We start from the raw sequence: 17,460 nt of genomic DNA, 5'->3' as shown, positions 1-17,460 counted from the left end.
CACTGAAGTGAATACTTATGACAATGAAATTTGAATTAGATAAAACCAGTGGTCGCGCGCGTCGCGGACGTATGGTGTTTGAACGCGGAACCGTAGAAACGCCGGCATTTATGCCTGTTGGGACTTTAGGTACGGTAAAAGGCATGACACCAGAGGAAGTGAAAGAAACCGGCGCACAAATTTGCCTGGGCAATACCTTTCATTTAATGCTGCGTCCGGGGACACAAATTATCCAGCAGCACGGTGACCTGCACGACTTCATGAACTGGGACAAGCCTATTTTGACCGACTCAGGTGGCTTTCAGGTTTTTAGTCTGGGTGAGCTCCGTAAAATTACCGAAGAGGGCGTGACTTTCCGCTCGCCAATTAACGGTGAGAAAATTCTGTTAACGCCTGAAAAGTCTATGCAGGTTCAGCGTGAGCTGGGCTCCGATATTGTCATGATATTTGATGAATGCACACCGTTCCCTGCGACGCAGGCAGAAGCCCGCAGTTCAATGGAGCTTTCGCTGCGTTGGGCCGAACGTTCTAAGCAGGAGCACGGCGACAACAAGGCCGCGCTTTTCGGCATTATTCAGGGCGGCATGTACGAAGAGTTGCGTGATATTTCTCTGAAAGGCCTGACCGATATCGGGTTCGATGGCTATGCTATTGGTGGCTTGTCGGTTGGCGAGCCTAAAGAAGACATGATGCGCATTTTAGAGCACACTGCACCGCAAATGCCTGAGCAAAAACCTCGCTACTTAATGGGTGTGGGTAAACCAGAAGACTTAGTTGAAGCGGTGCGTCGTGGTATCGATATGTTCGACTGTGTTATGCCAACCCGTAATGCGCGTAACGGCCATTTGTTTATTAGCTCGGGCGTGGTAAAAATTCGTAACGCTGTGCACCGCACAGATACCTCACCGTTAGACGAAAACTGTGACTGCTACACTTGTAAAAACTATTCCCGTGCGTATCTGCATCATTTGGATCGCACTAACGAGATGCTGGGCTCGCGCCTGAACACCATCCATAACTTACGCTTTTATCAAAAAGTGATGAGTGACATGCGTGACGCTTTAGATGCGGGAACCTTTGATGAGTTCGTAGAAGAGTTCTATCGATTAAGAGATCAGTCAGTACCACCACTGGACTGATACTGACTTATTTGACGGTGTAATTTTTGGTAGCGATCGACATTCGGTTGACTGTTGATCGCTGCTTTAGCGGATTGCGATGCCGAGTCCGCCCACTGCTTTACCAGGTGAGGCTGTTCACTATTAAGCTTGGCTAAGCCTAAATACATTCTGGCTCTCAAATAAAAAGCTCCCGGTTTATCTTCATAATGTTCAGGTTCACCCAATTCATTAACAGCGTTAAGTAACATAGTGGTGATTTGGGCCTGACTAAAAATACGCTCCGAGTTTAAGATGAAGTTTGCGCGCTCAACATGATATTGAAGCTTGTCAGGGTTATTACTGACAGCGTCGTCAAAGTGCGTCAAAGCTAGCTCAGCCTGTTCTGTTGCCTGCTGAATATAACCATCGTTAACTAAGTGTATGGAATAATGTGCAAAAACAACTGCGTGCGCATACTGATTTTTGTCGGTTGAATAATTTTTAAAAAGAAAGGCATTGGTTGGTTCGCGCAAAAACGCGAACATAACCAGTACGATAATCAGAGCGGCAGCATTGGCGGCACCAAGTTTCAAGAAACGTTGCTTCAATTTATAACGATGGAACCAGGTGTTCAGAGCCTTTTGAAAATCTCGACAGTTGCGAAAATTGGAATTCGGCTCCAGCGAAAGTGCACGTTTTATAATTTCTCCCAGCCCCGATGGAAGCCGGTTGCGCTGTACGACTGAATTTTGAAAAAATGGTTCGGGCTTCATTCCCGTTAACAAAAACAGCAGCAACGCACTTAACTGATAAATATCTCGTTGAATGGTTAGTGGAGAGCTTGGAGCGGCAATGCTTAAGTCAACTAATGCAACGTTATTGTGGTATTCCTTGGCAGCCTCCGCCGATGAGCGGATCATAATATTATGAGGATGAATGTCGTTGTGTGCGTAACCAGCTTCGTGCATACGGCAAACCGCATCCACTAAAGAGCTCGTAACACTTATAGCTTCGTTAGTCGACATACTGGCCTTAGCTTTACTAAGGGGCTCACCATCAATGTACTCTAAGACCATAAACAATGACGATGAGGAAACGTCAGGCTCACCAATGTCGAACACCCGGCACAATGCAGGGTGGTTAACGCTGGATAAAAGGCGCGCTTCATTGACTAATCTATGGCGACTGACAATAGACGGGGAGCGCGCAAACTTAATTGCGACCTCACGTTTTAAGCGCTGGTCGTAAGCTTTGTAGACCAGACCACTGCCACCATGCCCCAATAACTTTATGCACTGGTATCGTGCCGGTATTGGATAAGGAAATGTTTTGTCCGGATGTGCTTCAGCCAAATTCGTATCCTTACTGGTTAAGCTCAAATCCAGTCTAACTATGACTATGATCAAACAACAGGTTTTGAGTGGCTAGTCATCATTAACTTTGGGGTTGACGTCAATTGACATCAATTAAAAATAATCGAGCCAGTGCTTAAAAAGTAGCAGATATAAGCTATGATGAGCTTCATAAAAAAATAATAAAGCAGGGGTTAGCACTGATGCAGGAAGACAGTGATGTTTTAGCAAACAGTGGATTCAGGCAATTTGTTGAAGTCCAGATTAAGAACAATGACAGCTATACGCGTTTGAATATGACGCTAGTGGGGCAGCAACATCCAGACTACCTTATTCTGGAACTGTCCCGGCAGTACTGTTGGCAGGATACTTTACCGCTTTTGGTTGCTGATAAAACCATTGGATTAAAGACCGTCTCTCCAAATGGCGAACAGATAACAGGCGTTGTCGATGTGCTTCATATGACACAATACCCACAAAAGCTGTTGTTTGTCAGCTATCCAAGACAGGCTGACGTACAAGTGTTACGTTCGTCTCCACGAATAGCGGTAAACTGCGACGCGACACTGCAATTCAATCTGAATAATAAATTTGGCGATCCTCTGCCTGGTAAGGTGGTTGATATTTCAGATAAGGGAATAGCTTTTAACTACCGCGGAACGTCCCCTGTTAATGCAGCTGAAATGAACCAGCTGAAGGCTGAAGTGAAGGTTAAAACCACCCCGCAGGCAGTCGTTTTTTCGGAGCTTTTGGTGAGAAGCGTTAAGTCTGTCGGTCCACAGCTTTGGCAATTAGGGCTGGCGTATAAAGAAAAACCAAATAATTTACAGGATTTAGTCAGTACACTCTTACTCGATTCCACGCCAGTCCGCGAGCTGCTTAGCGATAATGACTCTGGTTGGGATGCATCGGATAACACTTTACAAGGCGATTCTGAGTCGGTACAATTCAGCACCAATTGAACCCGTAGTGGTTAATTTTTAACCGAAACAGATAATTTATCCGAGGTGATTTTTTAATGCCAGTCGTTAAAGTGAAAGAAAACGAGCCGTTTGACGTAGCTTTGCGTCGCTTTAAGCGCTCTTGTGAAAAAGCAGGTGTTCTGTCTGAAGTCCGTCGTCGCGAGCACTACGAAAAGCCGACTTCAGAGCGTAAGCGCAAGAAAGCTGCTGCGGTAAAGCGTCACGCGAAAAAACTGTCTCGTGAAAACGCTCGTCGTACTCGTCTTTACTAAGACATTACTTACGACAATTTGAGTGTTCACTTTTTCGTAAAGTGCTGAAAGCCGTGACTGTATTGTCGCGGCTTTCGTGTTTCTGCTACTTTATTGTTTTCCAAATTCACGCTTTTAAAATTTTAATATTGAGACAATATGGCAGGCTTGATCCCCAAAAGCTTTATTCATGATTTGCTTGAACGAGCAGACATTGTCGAGATAGTAGATAGCCGCGTGCCGCTGAAAAAAGCCGGCAAAAACCATCAGGCCTGTTGCCCTTTTCATAACGAGAAGACCCCCTCATTTACGGTTAGCCAGGACAAGCAGTTTTACCATTGCTTTGGTTGTGGCCAGCATGGCAATGCCATTGATTTTCTGATGGAGTTCGACGGCTTAAACTTTCCTGATGCAGTGGAAGAGCTGGCGGGAATCATGGGGGTTGAAGTGCCGCGCGAACAGGCGGAAAACCCTGAGCTGGCTCAAAAGAAACAACAGCAAGTGCGGGACGATGCCGAGCTGATGAGCAAAACAGCCCGCTTTTTTCAGCATCAGCTGAAACACCATGAAAACTCTGAACGGGTTATTGATTACCTAAAAGGTCGCGGTTTAAGCGGTGAAACGGTAAAGCGTTTTCAAATTGGCTATGCGCCGGACGCCTGGGACAGCTTGCTGAGTACGTTTGGTAGTTCAGCGCCGCAAAGGCAACAGTTATTAGAGTTAAAGCTCATTAATCGTAATGAAAAAGGGCGGCATTACGACTTTTTCCGTGACCGGGTCATGTTTCCTATTCATGACAGACGCGGTCGGGTTGTTGGTTTTGGCGGGCGGATTATTGATGGCGACGGACCTAAATACCTGAACTCGCCGGAAACGCGCTTATTTCATAAAGGCAGTGAACTCTACGGATACTGGCATATGCAACAGGCGGTGCGTAAGCCTGAACAGGTCTGCATTGTCGAGGGTTACATGGACGTTGTTGCCCTGTCGCAGGCCGGTATTGATTATGCGGTGGCATCACTTGGAACGGCAACAACAAGTGAACAATTACAGCGTTTATTCCGTACGAGTCCAAGAGTGGTTTGCTGTTATGACGGTGACCGAGCAGGTCGGGACGCAGCCTGGCGTGCATTAGAAAATGCACTACCCTTATTGCGTGACGGACTGGATATGGCGTTCTTGTTTTTACCGGAAGGTGAAGACCCGGACTCTGTCGTTCGGGAACATGGTGCAGAAGCTTTTGAACAGCAATTAAAACGAGCGACACCTTTCACTGAGTATTTCTTTGAGCATTTACAGGCGGATATTGATGTTACTTCTGACGCCGGACGCTCACAATTGCTGAGTATTGCAAAACCATTAATAGAGAAAGTCGCGAGTGACTACTACCGCGATACCCTAATGCAACGGTTGGCAGAGAAACTGCGTCGTGAAACCTCACAACTGGAACGTCATTTTGATAAGCCTCAGCGTCAGTCCCGGCCAAAAGACAGCGTTAAAATGACTCCGTTACGTAAAGCGATAGCTTTGCTGGTTCAATACCCTCAGCTAGCGCAGTCAATTCCGGTTAGAGAGGAACTGCGGGAGTTGCAAGTCAATGGTATCGATTTACTCATAGCGTTGCATAAACAATGCGCAGAACGAGCTATGACGACAGCGCAGGTTTTGGAAGGGTGGCGCGATACCGAGTATTACCAGCCTTTACAGAAGCTGGCTTTATGGCAGCATCAGCTCGACGAAGACAATGTTGAGCAAGAATTTAACGATATATTTATTTATCTTATTGACCAATATGTGGAACAGCGTGCAAACGCACTTTTAAAGAAAGAGCAGAAAGGAGCTTTAACCCGGGGTGAACGTCAAGAATATCAGACGCTCATTCAGTACTTAAGTAAGGCAAGATAGTACATCCCGGTGCGTCTTACGCTAGCTTAAAAGTCAGTATTCTGTTATACTGTTTGGTCATTTTGGATACTCTACATTCACAGTCACAGGTGGAACGTCTGTATGCAGCAGAATCGGCAATCGCAACTTAAGGTCCTTATTGCGAAAGGCAAAGAGCAAGGGTTTTTGACATTTGCTGAAGTCAACGACCATTTACCGCAAGAAATTGTTGATTCCGATCAGGTTGAAGACATTATTCGCATGATCAACGACATGGGGATCCGCGTTTTTGAAAGCGCGCCCGATGCCGATGATCTGATGATGGCAGAAAGTGCTGCTGATGAAGACGCCGCCGAAGAGGCCGCTCAGGCGTTAGCTTCTGTTGACGGTGAAATTGGTCGTACGACTGACCCTGTGCGTATGTATATGCGTGAAATGGGTACGGTTGAACTACTGACCCGCGAAGGCGAAATTGACATTGCTAAGCGCATTGAAGAAGGCATTAACCAGGTTCAGTGTTCTGTTGCTGAGTATCCTGAAGCTATTAACTTCCTGCTTGAGCAATGGGATTCCTACGAAGCCGAAGAACTGCGCTTAACCGACATTATTTCCGGATTCATTGACCCTGACGAAGTAGACGAAGCTCCCGTGGCTGCTACTCACGTTGGTTCTGAACTTCCAACCGAAGAGCTGGAAGATGAAGACGATGATGATGACGATGACGAAGAAGAAACGGATACCGGTATTGACCCGGAATTTGCTCGCAGCAAGTTCAATGCACTTCGCGAACAATACGAAGAAACTCGTCAGGCTATTGCAAAGCATGGTCGTGATGGTGCCGATGCCCGCGTTGAAATTGACAAGCTCAGCGACTTATTCAAACAGTTCCGCTTAGTTCCTAAACAGTTTGACCGCTTGGTTAAAGACATGCGTGCCATGATGCAGCGCGTGCGTGTTCAGGAACGCATTATTATGAAGATAAGCGTTGAACAGGGGCAAATGCCGAAACGCAGCTTCATGAAAGCCTTTGCCAGCCATGAAAATAACCTGGCCTGGGTTGATAAAGAGATAGATTCCGGTGCAGCCTACGCCGATACATTGAAAGAAGTTCGCGGTGAAATAGAACGCTGCGTTAACAAACTGGTTGATGTAGAAAAGGAAACAGGCTTAACCATTGGTAAAGTCAAAGAAATTAACCGTCGTATGTCCATTGGCGAGGCGAAAGCACGCCGTGCGAAGAAAGAGATGGTTGAAGCGAACCTACGTCTGGTTATCTCTATTGCAAAAAAATACACCAACCGTGGCTTGCAGTTCCTGGACTTAATTCAGGAAGGTAACATTGGCCTGATGAAAGCCGTGGATAAATTCGAATATCGCCGTGGTTATAAGTTCTCAACTTATGCTACCTGGTGGATCCGTCAGGCTATTACTCGTTCGATTGCGGATCAGGCTCGTACTATTCGTATTCCGGTCCACATGATAGAGACCATTAATAAGCTTAACCGCATTTCACGCCAAATGTTGCAGGAAATGGGGCGTGAGCCTCTGCCGGAAGAGCTGGCCGAGCGCATGATGATGCCGGAAGACAAAATCCGTAAGGTATTAAAAATTGCGAAAGAGCCAATTTCGATGGAAACCCCAATTGGTGACGACGAAGATTCGCACCTGGGTGACTTTATCGAAGACAATACGCTGGACCTTCCTATTGATTCAGCAACGTCAGAAAGCCTGCGTAACTCGGTTCGTGACGTGCTTGGCGGCTTAACAGCTCGTGAAGCAAAAGTATTGCGTATGCGCTTTGGTATTGATATGAATACAGACCATACTTTAGAAGAAGTTGGTAAGCAGTTTGATGTAACTCGTGAACGAATTCGTCAAATTGAAGCCAAAGCATTAAGAAAGCTTCGCCATCCAAGTCGCTCTGAGCAGCTTAAATCGTTCTTGGATGAGTAAGATATTCTCTGACACAGGAGGCAGCATGGGTAACAACCGTGACAATTGGCCGAAACGTATTATTGACTCTCATTTGCACATTTATGATGACGAGTTTCCGCTAATTGAAAACCAAGGTCATATCCCTGAGCCTTTTTATATTGATGATTATCGGAACTTAGTCCGTGGCATGCCGATAGAAGGCGGTGTCATTGTGTCTGGCTCTTTCCAGGGCTTCGAGCAACGCTATTTAAAAGCGGCGCTGGAAAACCTGGGCGGCAATTTTGTTGGTGTTACACAGTTACCAGGCTCAGTTAGCGATGAAAAAATTCAGCAACTGAATGAGCATGGTATTCGCGGCGTACGCGTTAACTTAAAACGCGGTGTTCATCGTGACATTGAAGGTATTGTCGAGTTTGGTAAGCGTATTTGGGACTTAGCCGGCTGGCATTTAGAAATTTACGTCGATAGCCGTGAGCTCGACGACATGGTACCTACCTTACTTAAGTTGCCTAAACTGAGTGTAGACCACTTAGGTATGGCAAAATCAGGGTTGTCTCAGGTGCGTCGTTTAGCTGAAGGTGGCGTAAAAATTAAAGCCAGTGGCTTTGGTCGTACCGAAGTTAATGTAGAAGACGCCATTAAAACACTGAATAAGACCAACCCGGATGCTTTAATGTTTGGTACTGATTTACCGGGTACGCGCAGTACTCGCTCATTTGAACCCTCTGACATTACCACTATTGTGAATGCACTGGACGACGATGAAGCGGTTGATAAGGTGTTTTACCAGAATGCCCGAAATTTTTACAATCTACCTTAGTAAAAGAGAGTGAGGTAAGTGCAGTCTCTCTCTTCCCACACAAAACATAACCGCTGGCTGGCTATTGCAATGATTGCAGTAGCCGTTGGCGGTTTACTTGTTGCGTTCTGGTTTTCTGCGGGCGAGACATTGCAGCGCAATCAAACCCTAATGGGCAAAGCCTGTAAAAATGCGCAGCTCGCTGTCGACAGTCTTTACCCCGAATCGGAGTCGCCTCAGCAGCAAGTAACTAACCCCGACTTAATGCATCAGGCACTGGCTGAAGCGCTAACTAATGCCGATGGCGTTAAAGGCGGCTTTTGGCATACAGCTCAGGGGTTTATAGGCTTCTCTTTACCGACCAACGGTGGTGACACCACAGACGTTGGTATCAGTAACGACGATGTTCCAATTGTTCGTTCTGCTGTGCAACGTTCTTTAGAGCAGCAAAGAGACATTGTGTCTGTTCAGTCTAACGAGCAGCTTGCAACTGTCGTGGCGGCCTGCCCTGAAAAGAATCACTACAACTTGGGTATTTGGCTGAAAAAGCGTGTCCAGTTTGTACCTCCTAACTTTACTCTTATTGTTAGCGCCCTGTTTGTAGTGCTTGCCGTTATTGGCGGCGTTTTAATTGTGCGCGAGTCTGTCTTTAACCGTAACTGGCACTCAGAGCGAGATCGCATTGTTGCACAGGCCGAAGACAGCTCTCAGGCGGTTTCTGTCACCACCGAAATTCCGGAAATTCAGCCATTGTTAATGCTGTTGTATCAGGCTCGACAGCAAATTCAGTCTAAAGAGCGCGAATTAAGCCAGCAAATGAACAAAGTTATTATGGCTAATCAGAAAACGTTGATTGGTCGTATTGCTCGTTCTATGACAGCGCTTGCAATGACTGAACTTGAAGAAATAAAGCGTAAGTTACCCAAAGCAAACGCCGACGATATTAAAGAAAGGGTGTTGCAGCTGACTGAATTGTTCAGTTCTTTTGAGAGAGTTACCGAAGGTGTCGGTGAAAGCAAGCCAACGTCCATTGATGCCGAAGACTTTCTCCAGGAGCTGTCCGACTACCATGAAAGCACCGGAAATGTTAAAGACATTACGCTTACCGCAATAGCTGAAAAAGGCCTTAAGTTTGAAGCAGAGCCCTTATTACTGCGTTTTGCACTGGATTATCTGATACGGCATATCATAACCTTTGTGCCAGCCAATTCAGAAATTATGCTGCAGGCAACGGCTGAAGAAAACTTTGTGAAAATTGCTATTAGCGATGAAAGTGCCGGTATAGAGAATAAAAACAAACATTTGCTGTTTCATGCCGATGAGCTTGCGCCGACCCAATACGGTATAGGGCTTAAGGTAGTGCGTGATACACTGCGGAACCAGAATGGCGACATCAACTACGAAAAAGTCGACAAAACTTCGCGATTTAACGTGCTGATACCCATGACAAAAGCGTAAAAACTTCGTATAATCTGCGCCGCTTTACAGCTTCCAATCAAAAATGGCCCCTTAGCTCAGTGGTTAGAGCACCCGACTCATAATCGGTTGGTCCCCAGTTCAAATCTGGGAGGGGCCACCACTCATATAATACAAATGCTGATAGTGTTTACTAACAAGTGGTCGTTTAAGTTCGTCTTTGTAGCTTTCTTGTAAGGTGCTAAGTATGGCACGGATAAATAAGCTACTCAGAACTCTAGCTATTTTAAAGTATATATTTGTCTCGAAAGTGTGCTGCAAGTGGAGTGTAGATTCAGGTATCAAACATGGCGAGACAATCAATATGGTGGATTATATTGAGTTCTCTCTGGCATACGGTTTGATTGTCAAGGCTTACAGAGAGTTCAAGCAAACGGTCATTATGTGAAAGACCACTCCTGATTAAATTTAAAAACCAAACTGAACTGAATGTTCGTGGCTCAGCTTGGTTTTTTCAAGAATTACGATGCCTGCTGGTAGATTTCTCCGTTCGCAGTTTCCAGAATTGCGTCCGCAAGCTCACTTAACGGGTCTGTGTCACAATACCTAGCAAGTTGAAACTTAAATCCGTCATCATACGGGTAGTTTGCTCCTTTATAACTCAAATAATCTCGAAGAGCTTTAAGCAGGTAATCCTTGCCTGAAATAGCATAAGAATGGTCGTCGAGCGAAGATATGGCGTCTTTTACCTTCTCAAGGACTTCATTATATTGCTCCAGAGACGTAGCCTCGATTGCTAGGTTCTCTATTTCATTCTTTTGATTCGAGATTTTATCATCACAGGGAATGCTACCCCGTTTTCTCGAAACTTGCCGACAGAGGTTATGGTAAGATCGAGAAACAGTAGGAATTTCAGGGGCTAAACACCAGCTTACAGCGTAACTTTCGAATAATCCAAGTAAGGGAGGAACCACATCCCTTTTAAATGTTGTCCAATCGAGCACTTCCATAGCTTCTTCTTCTAATAGTGTACCCCGTTTATTTTGTAGAAGCTCAGAGCTTGCTTTTTCGCAAAATAAATAGTTCTCTACACAGTACATCCTGTGCTGAAAGAGACGTGGGTGCCTGAACTCGGGGGAACCTGACACTAAACTTAGATCGCCATCAATTATAAAGAGCGCAGGAAAATCGTCTTCATATGATTTACAGAATTCAACGACTTTCTCTCTGCCTTTTAGTGGTATTATTTTCTTTATTTTAATCTGGTCATTAACAGCCCTTTTTAACAGCTTCATGTAGAAAGCCTCGGAGCCTGCATCTTCAACGTATATTTCAATACTTTGCATTGGTCTATAAAGTAGGCCAACACTTCTCTGAGCTGATACTGACCAGGAAGGAATTGAGTACATTTAACTACTCCATTAAGAGTGCAATGGAACAAACATTTCATTTCGCCCACCAATAATTGCTGGTGAATGAGTTGCTAATATTACTTGCAAGTCAGGATTAGCAGCCTGAACTGCCTCTACAAACATATCTTGCCAGGATATATGGAGGGAAAGCTCTGGCTCGTCCACTATAAATATTCCGTCTTTTTGCAAACCAGTGTTTAATACGAGGTGCGCTAACATACAAAGAATTTGTGACTCGCCGGAGGATAGAACCGAAAGGCTTCTATCTTTTTTACCTACCCTAATCCTTGGTCCATCTTCTCTGTTTAAAAATAATTCCTTATTAGTTTCTCTTAAAAAGTTATTCACTAATGTTTCGAACTTATCAAGAGATCTATAAATTTTCTTTTTTCTTTGTTGATAGCTTTGAACAAGATCGAATATTGAGTCTATACGCTTAAGCTGGCCTTGGTTGACGAACCATTCATACATAGCTTCGCGTATTTTAGGATCCATGTTGTCTGAATCCGAAAAAGTGTCTCCGCCTTTATTTTCTAGCTCTTCAGCCAGTAGTGAGATTTTCTCAAAGAATGCCTTATAGTGACCAGAAAATTCGTCGCTTGATATATCCAAACTATCTAAAGTTCTCTCAATTTCTCCTTGCTTACGATTTAATTCGCGAATACTCCGGCTGTCTGGGAAAGCCATCGACTCAATCGGAGTATCGAATGAAAGAGAGTTTTTTATTATTTTGTCTCGCAAATCCTTATCAATCTTGGCTTGGTGATGACGAGTTCTAGAGCATGCTCGAGAGATTATTTCAATTGCGTGGTTTAGATTGTTATAAGACTTAAGGCGACTTTTCCTTCTAAAGCGATCGCTATCCTCATAAGAAATAGAGTAGTCTCGCTCGCGACTTTCAGATTTTATATTTGTTCTCTCTAAAGATAAAAACATTGGATCAGGAAGCTTATGGATTTCAAGTAGAGCTGCATCAATCTCAGCCTCTTCCATTAACATTTTTCTTTTCACCAGCTCCCAGTTGGGAGAGTCTAAATCATCAGGATCCAAACTTGTATGAGTTTTGGATTGTCCATCGACTTTTACAGTGAGTGAAAACTTCTCCTTTTTTTTATCAACAACAATTACATATTCTTTGCCTTCATGGGAAAGCCTTAAATCACAATAGTCGAACTTTATTGTTTTCAACTGCCTTAGATCGGGATCAATTAGCGCTACGATTAACTTAAGAGCGGTTGTTTTTCCACAGCCATTTAACCCTGAAAAGAAGTTGACATCATCTCTAAATGTCACATCAAAATTCAAATATTCATGCACATTCTTAGCTGTAAAATTGAGCAGCCTCATTTATATATCCTTGAAATAAACTTTTGAGAATTGTGAGTCTTCGGTATTTTAAATATAACTCTACATTGACCGCCGCTAAGTGTCTACGCACTGTGCGCTAATGGAGAAGTGTCATCTAGCTACATATATTTGTACTTGATTAATATTTCTGACCGCATATAAGTTCAAATCTGGGAGAGGTCATCATTTTTCTCTAAGATCTGCTCTTTCCAACGTTTTTAACGATCACAAACTATTTTTGTCACCCACTTATGCGACTGCTTAACCACACAGATCTTGATCTATATCGCCTAACTCATCAGCTACGGTTATTCAATAACGAACTAAAAGTAGTACTATGCCAGCTCATTATTGAAAACTAGGTGAGTACAATGTCAGCTGATATAAATAGCCGTTATGGACTAAACCCTGCGCACAGTGAAGTCATAGAGGCAGGCGAGATTATAGCGCCGTGTAACGCTCTGGATATGGGCTGTTCTAATGGCCGTAACGCTTTGTATTTGAGCCAGCTTGGTTTCAACGTGACCGCAGTAGACAATAACTTTGATGCTATCAATATGCTGCGGCAAATTATCAGTGAAGAGGGTATCAACAACATTGAAGCGCGCGTCTATGACATTAATGATGCAGCGTTAAGCGACGACTATGGGTTGATTGCCTGCACGGTAACTTTAATGTTCCTTAATCCCACGCGTATTGATGCAGTTATTGAAGATATGCAATCGCATACCCTACCAGGTGGTTATAACTTAATTGTTTGTGCTATGGATACTAATGAGCACCCATGCCCGGTTCCTTTTCCTTTTACTCTTAAAGCTGGTCAGCTGAGTGATGCCTATGAGGGATGGGAGTTAGTTAAGTACAACGAAGATGTCGGTACTATGCACAATGGCGCGCAACTGCAGTTTGCAACCCTGCTAGCGCGTAAACCGAGTAAATAACGCACACAAAGCTACGGTAGTTTTATTAAGGAGGCATCATGAAACTTCGTCAGAAAGTAGGCTATGTAGGTTTAACGTTAGCCGCCGTTGGTTTGTCTTTAAATACTTTAGCGGCGGATCCTGTCACGCCTAAACTTACAGACAGGCTAAGTCAGTTATTACAACAAGAAATGCGTTCAATTCAATCGGCAATGGCCTCAATTCATGTTTCCATGGTTACGGGTGAGCATGAACGGGTAGAAACCAAGGCGCAGCAAATACACGACAGTTTTATAATGAAGCAGGCTTTGACTGAACAGGACAAAAAAGACTTAATGTCGGCAGTTCCTGAAGGCTTCGTAAAGCTGGATAAAGACTTTCACCGACTCGCAGCAGGGCTGGCTGAGGCGGCGAAAGACAAAGATACCCAAAAGCAATATGAACTTTATAACGAAATGACGGGTAGCTGTATTGCTTGTCATAGCCGGTATGTATCAGATCGTTTTGATGGGTTAGCAGAACAGTAATTTGTGGTAATCTGATGAAATTACCCTGATTAGGAAGTAAAACTGTGAAATTGTTGACCAACTATCTAACTCTTTTATCTTTTCTTCTGTTGGTGTCATTACCCACCAGCGCGCTGGCACAAACCACTGAATCAGAAAGTGAAGAAAAACCTGTACCTGATCCAACCGAGTTTGTTTCCGAGCATACCGGCTCTTTTAACGGAGAACGCATTGATTATCGGGTGACTGCCGGCGAGACCTACCTGCAAAACGCTGAGGGCGAGCCGACGGCTAGCATTTTTTCTTTTGATTATGTTGCCGAGGATGAAGAAAATCGCCCGGTGACGTTTGTCTGGAACGGCGGCCCGGGTTCGTCTTCAAACTGGTTGCATATGGGCGGTTATGGCCCTAAACGTATTGTCGTGCCCAGCGACGCAGAGCATCCGGGTGCTGCGCCTTATACCATTAAAGATGCACCTGAAACCATTCTCGATGTTACCGACATGGTGTTTGTGGATCCGGTTGGCACGGGCTTTTCACGCGCTATTGGCAAGGGTGAAAAAGAAGACTTTTGGGGGCTGACGGAAGACGCAGACTCCATGGCTGCTTTTATTGCCCAGTGGCTAACTGAGAACAATCGCTGGAACTCTCCGGTGTTCTTGTTAGGTGAGAGCTTTGGGACCACCCGGGCCGCTGCCGTTGCTAAGGTACTGCTCGACGACTACGTAATAAACGTTAACGGTATTGTGTTTGTGTCTCAGGCGCTTGATTATCAGGGCTCTACCCCGTATGTCGATGACAATATCATTTCCTACATTACTTATATTCCGACCATGTCTGCCACGGCGTGGTATCACGGCAAAGTAGATAACTCGGGTGACTTTGAGGCTTTTATTCAGCAAAGCCGTGAGTTCGCAACACAAGAGCTACTACCTGCGTTGTTTAAAGGGAATTTGCTAAGCAAAGAGAAAAGAGCAGAGTTAGTCAGCGAACTGCAACGTTTTACCGGTTTGAGCAAAGAGTATATTGAGCGTGTTGACTTGCGCATTAATGCGTTTCGTTTTGCTAAAGAGTTGCGGCGCGACGAGGGTGTAGCCGTAGGCTTGCTCGATAGCCGTTACACCAAAGATGAACGCGACGATGTTGCCGCAAGCCCGCGTGAAGATGCTGCCCGCGCTATCTCGCCAGCCTATAAGGCATCGCTGATGCACTACATGCGCAATGAGTTGGGAATCGATTGGGGTCGCACTTACTTAAATCCGGCTGACCCGGAGCTTTCCGGAAAATGGCGTTGGAACCCTAAGCCTGAAGGCCAAACATGGGAGCCTCATTACGTGAATACGGCTCCTGATTTAGCCGCAGTTTTGCGCAGTAACCCCGCGTTAAAAGTCATGGTGGGTTCTGGTTACTATGATCTGATTACCCCGTTTTTTGATGCTGAGTACACACTGAATCGCCACGGTATTGCGAGCGATGACATTATTTACCGCTACTACCACGGCGGCCACATGATGTATGTGCATGAACCGGCGAGAAAGGCGTTACTGGAAGATACCCGACAGTTTATTCAGAGGCAGGCCGGAACCACCGATTAACGACAGTACGAGCGCGAAGCCTCAAGGCTTCGCGCTTTGCAATATAGAAATTTCGTATTTACAGTTTATTTACACTTCTTTATATAATATCTTAACCTTATATTCTTTTCGGGTTACCCGTCAGGCAAGGTTATAGGCCCACCGTGGATAAAATCAGTTCATCACTTATTAGCTTTACATACGCTTCAGTGTTTTTGCTCTTCGTTTTGGCTCTAACAAGCAGTGTGTCTCAAGCTCAGGAAGCCAGCTATTCCGACTGTTCGTATATTGAGTTTGATGACGTAGACCCCAGCACTCTCACACTGCAAGAGCGCATTGCTCTTGAAGAAGCTGCGCTTTTTGCGTCTTTGGATGAGTCTGCCGAGTGTATGGAAGCGGCAACTGCATCGGCCGCCGACAACCTTGCAGAAGCTGCGGCTGGCAGCTCGGGGGCGGGAGGCGCATCGGGTTCAACCGGCTCGAGCGCAGGTGGTGCAACGGGCAGTGAAACACAACAGCAGTCGAGCTCAGCTGTATCGGAAAGCTCCTCAGTGGATACAAAAGATCATAAGCGTGGCAATAGCGGTAGTGGCAGTTCGGCGGTATGCGACGCGGTGAAAGAAGGTATGGCTTCTGCCACAACAGAAGCCGAAAAAGAGCATTTCAAAGGCCTGATGGCCGAATATGGATGTCAATAATTAATGGAAGACAGAACAATGAATACACTAGCTCAACTAAAAAAAATAAAACGATTTTCAGTCGTTATGACACTCTCCGCACTATTTACATTAGCCGGATGCCAGTCAACCCAAACCAATGTCACCAGTGTAGGCCCAAGTATGAGTGGCCCGGGCAGTTCTAAGGCGCTAGGAAAAGAAGAGCGCAGCTACAGCTATAATTCCAATGTTTATCTTAATGTCGCTATTCCGGTTTTTGACCCGGGTTTGCCAAAAGATGAGTACGGAAATATCGACGATGAAGAGTTGGTTGAGGAAGACATTTGGCCACAGGTACGTCGTTTAGAAGCCAATCGCTTTGCCGTTAATACTCGCGAAGCGCTTTCTGACACTAAAGCTTTTGGTGCGGTTAATGTCACCCCCGATGCCAACGTAAGCGCGGATGTTTATGTGCTGGGAAAAATCAATTATTCAGACACTGAAACGGTTGAAATTGGCGTTCGCGTTATGGATGCCAGTAACCAAATTTGGGGCGAGGAAGAGTTTGAGTTTCGCGTGGGTGAGGGTTTCTACCGCGATGCATTAAGAGAGGGTGAGAACCCGTACGGACCTATTTTTAAAAGCATTGCGGGTTATGTTTATGACTTGCTAATGAAAAAGTCCGATGAGGAAAAGAAAACCATTCAGGCGGTTTCAGATATGCGCTACGCCACTATGTACAGCCCTGAGGCTTTTGGTGGCTATTTGGGTGAGTCCAGTAACTTTTTCTCGAACCGTTCTACTATAACTTTGACCGGCGCTCCGGCTGAGTCTGACCCTATGTACCAGCGGGTTAACGTTATTAAGGCGAAAGACGAGCAGTTTATTGACTCGCTACAGGACAGTTACGACACGTTCTACGCAAGCACACACGATGCATATCGCACGTATCAGCAGGAAACTCTTCCGGTTGCTATTGATATACGCCGGAAAAAAGAAGAGCGAACGCGTGCTCAGGTTGGCGCCGGTATTTTAGCAACAGCGGCAATTTTGCTGGGCAAAAACTCCGGCTCTACAGCTGGCCAGGTAGCAAGTGCGGCAGCAGGTTTAGGTGCGGTATACAGCTTAAGCGAAGCAATAAAGACTAACCGCGAGTTAGGCACACAGCGTGCGTTGCTTGATGAAATGGGTCAAAACCTGGACATTAAAGTAACCCCACAAGTTGTTGAGCTGAATGAGCAAAACATTGAGTTAACTGGTACCGCCGGTGAGCAGTACGCTCAGTTACGCGAAAAGCTGAAAGAAATTTATGACCTTGAATCAACACCATTAACTCAGCTTTAATT

At 45.2% G+C, this 17,460-nt stretch carries 15 protein-coding genes and 1 tRNA gene; 13 read left to right on the top strand and 3 right to left on the bottom strand.

Going from position 1 to position 17,460, the window contains the following annotated elements; translation table 11 throughout:
- The first annotated feature begins 23 nt into the window (after positions 1–23).
- Complete coding sequence (gene tgt / locus VBY75_RS10750) at positions 24–1,139, top strand: tRNA guanosine(34) transglycosylase Tgt (RefSeq protein ID WP_222237022.1); 1,116 nt, start codon at positions 24–26, stop codon at positions 1,137–1,139.
- On the opposite strand, the gene VBY75_RS10745 is transcribed toward tgt, so the two are convergent.
- On the bottom strand, positions 1,115–2,452 hold the full coding sequence (locus tag VBY75_RS10745; RefSeq protein ID WP_416512454.1) for a serine/threonine protein kinase: 1,338 nt from the start codon (positions 2,450–2,452) through the stop codon (positions 1,115–1,117). The two genes, tgt and VBY75_RS10745, sit on opposite strands and share 25 nt — an antisense overlap.
- Positions 2,453–2,655: 203 nt before the next feature.
- Between VBY75_RS10745 and VBY75_RS10740 the strand changes: the two genes are divergently transcribed.
- From VBY75_RS10740 to VBY75_RS10710, 7 genes are all read left to right on the top strand, one after another.
- Entirely contained in the window at positions 2,656–3,414 is a 759-nt protein-coding gene (locus VBY75_RS10740) for a glycosyltransferase (RefSeq protein WP_222235806.1), read from the top strand.
- Between the two features lie 56 nt (positions 3,415–3,470).
- Positions 3,471–3,686, top strand: coding sequence for a 30S ribosomal protein S21 (gene rpsU, locus VBY75_RS10735; protein WP_054489551.1), 216 nt, complete (start codon positions 3,471–3,473; stop codon positions 3,684–3,686).
- Between the two features lie 138 nt (positions 3,687–3,824).
- Positions 3,825–5,570, top strand: coding sequence for a DNA primase (gene dnaG / locus VBY75_RS10730; RefSeq protein ID WP_222235805.1), 1,746 nt, complete (start codon positions 3,825–3,827; stop codon positions 5,568–5,570).
- A gap of 102 nt (positions 5,571–5,672) precedes the next feature.
- Positions 5,673–7,502 carry an RNA polymerase sigma factor RpoD gene (gene rpoD, locus VBY75_RS10725; RefSeq protein ID WP_416512452.1) on the top strand — a complete coding sequence of 610 codons (1,830 nt, stop codon included), beginning with the start codon at positions 5,673–5,675 and terminating at the stop codon, positions 7,500–7,502.
- Positions 7,503–7,527: 25 nt separating this feature from the next.
- Positions 7,528–8,304, top strand: a complete 777-nt coding sequence (locus tag VBY75_RS10720; protein ID WP_054489545.1) for an amidohydrolase family protein — start codon at positions 7,528–7,530, stop codon at positions 8,302–8,304.
- A gap of 18 nt (positions 8,305–8,322) precedes the next feature.
- Positions 8,323–9,741: a sensor histidine kinase gene (locus VBY75_RS10715; RefSeq protein WP_416512449.1), complete on the top strand. Its 1,419-nt coding sequence runs from the start codon at positions 8,323–8,325 to the stop codon at positions 9,739–9,741.
- Positions 9,742–9,786: 45 nt separating this feature from the next.
- Positions 9,787–9,862, top strand: a tRNA-Ile gene (locus tag VBY75_RS10710).
- Positions 9,863–10,220: 358 nt separating this feature from the next.
- On the opposite strand, the gene VBY75_RS10705 is transcribed toward VBY75_RS10710, so the two are convergent.
- Both VBY75_RS10705 and VBY75_RS10700 read right to left on the bottom strand, forming a co-directional pair.
- Complete coding sequence (locus tag VBY75_RS10705; protein ID WP_416512447.1) at positions 10,221–11,108, bottom strand: DUF4435 domain-containing protein; 888 nt, start codon at positions 11,106–11,108, stop codon at positions 10,221–10,223.
- 12 nt (positions 11,109–11,120) lie between these two features.
- Positions 11,121–12,458, bottom strand: coding sequence for an AAA family ATPase (locus VBY75_RS10700; RefSeq protein WP_416512445.1), 1,338 nt, complete (start codon positions 12,456–12,458; stop codon positions 11,121–11,123).
- A 371-nt stretch (positions 12,459–12,829) separates the two neighbouring features.
- Here VBY75_RS10700 and tehB point away from each other — a divergent pair, with 371 nt between their 5' ends.
- The 5 genes from tehB (at position 12,830) to VBY75_RS10675 (ending at position 17,458) form a co-directional block, all read left to right on the top strand.
- Positions 12,830–13,399 (top strand): tellurite resistance methyltransferase TehB, encoded by a 570-nt coding sequence (gene tehB, locus VBY75_RS10695; protein ID WP_416512443.1) that lies wholly within the window; start codon positions 12,830–12,832, stop codon positions 13,397–13,399.
- A gap of 38 nt (positions 13,400–13,437) precedes the next feature.
- Positions 13,438–13,905, top strand: a complete 468-nt coding sequence (locus VBY75_RS10690; RefSeq protein WP_199494312.1) for a cytochrome c — start codon at positions 13,438–13,440, stop codon at positions 13,903–13,905.
- 44 nt (positions 13,906–13,949) lie between these two features.
- The gene (locus VBY75_RS10685; RefSeq protein ID WP_416512441.1) at positions 13,950–15,479 is read left to right on the top strand and encodes a S10 family peptidase; all 1,530 of its coding nucleotides are present in this window, start codon (positions 13,950–13,952) and stop codon (positions 15,477–15,479) included.
- Positions 15,480–15,703: 224 nt separating this feature from the next.
- A complete protein-coding gene (locus VBY75_RS10680) occupies positions 15,704–16,156 on the top strand; it encodes a hypothetical protein (protein WP_278358428.1) in 453 nt (150 codons plus the stop codon).
- A gap of 18 nt (positions 16,157–16,174) precedes the next feature.
- Entirely contained in the window at positions 16,175–17,458 is a 1,284-nt protein-coding gene (locus VBY75_RS10675) for a hypothetical protein (protein ID WP_416512438.1), read from the top strand.
- The last annotated feature ends 2 nt before the right edge of the window (positions 17,459–17,460 follow it).

It is taken from the genome of Idiomarina sp. HB, assembly GCF_048059115.1.
GTDB lineage: Bacteria > Pseudomonadota > Gammaproteobacteria > Enterobacterales > Alteromonadaceae > Idiomarina > Idiomarina abyssalis.
This window is presented reverse-complemented; position numbering and strand designations above follow the sequence as displayed.

Coding starts and splice junctions, on each gene's coding strand:
- tgt (WP_222237022.1), top strand. CDS start 24: ATGAAATTTGAATTAGATAAAACCAGTGGTCGCGCGCGTCGCGGACGT.
- VBY75_RS10740 (WP_222235806.1), top strand. CDS start 2,656: ATGCAGGAAGACAGTGATGTTTTAGCAAACAGTGGATTCAGGCAATTT.
- rpsU (WP_054489551.1), top strand. CDS start 3,471: ATGCCAGTCGTTAAAGTGAAAGAAAACGAGCCGTTTGACGTAGCTTTG.
- dnaG (WP_222235805.1), top strand. CDS start 3,825: ATGGCAGGCTTGATCCCCAAAAGCTTTATTCATGATTTGCTTGAACGA.
- rpoD (WP_416512452.1), top strand. CDS start 5,673: ATGCAGCAGAATCGGCAATCGCAACTTAAGGTCCTTATTGCGAAAGGC.
- VBY75_RS10720 (WP_054489545.1), top strand. CDS start 7,528: ATGGGTAACAACCGTGACAATTGGCCGAAACGTATTATTGACTCTCAT.
- VBY75_RS10705 (WP_416512447.1), bottom strand. CDS start 11,108: ATGTACTCAATTCCTTCCTGGTCAGTATCAGCTCAGAGAAGTGTTGGC.
- VBY75_RS10700 (WP_416512445.1), bottom strand. CDS start 12,458: ATGAGGCTGCTCAATTTTACAGCTAAGAATGTGCATGAATATTTGAAT.
- tehB (WP_416512443.1), top strand. CDS start 12,830: ATGTCAGCTGATATAAATAGCCGTTATGGACTAAACCCTGCGCACAGT.
- VBY75_RS10690 (WP_199494312.1), top strand. CDS start 13,438: ATGAAACTTCGTCAGAAAGTAGGCTATGTAGGTTTAACGTTAGCCGCC.
- VBY75_RS10675 (WP_416512438.1), top strand. CDS start 16,175: ATGAATACACTAGCTCAACTAAAAAAAATAAAACGATTTTCAGTCGTT.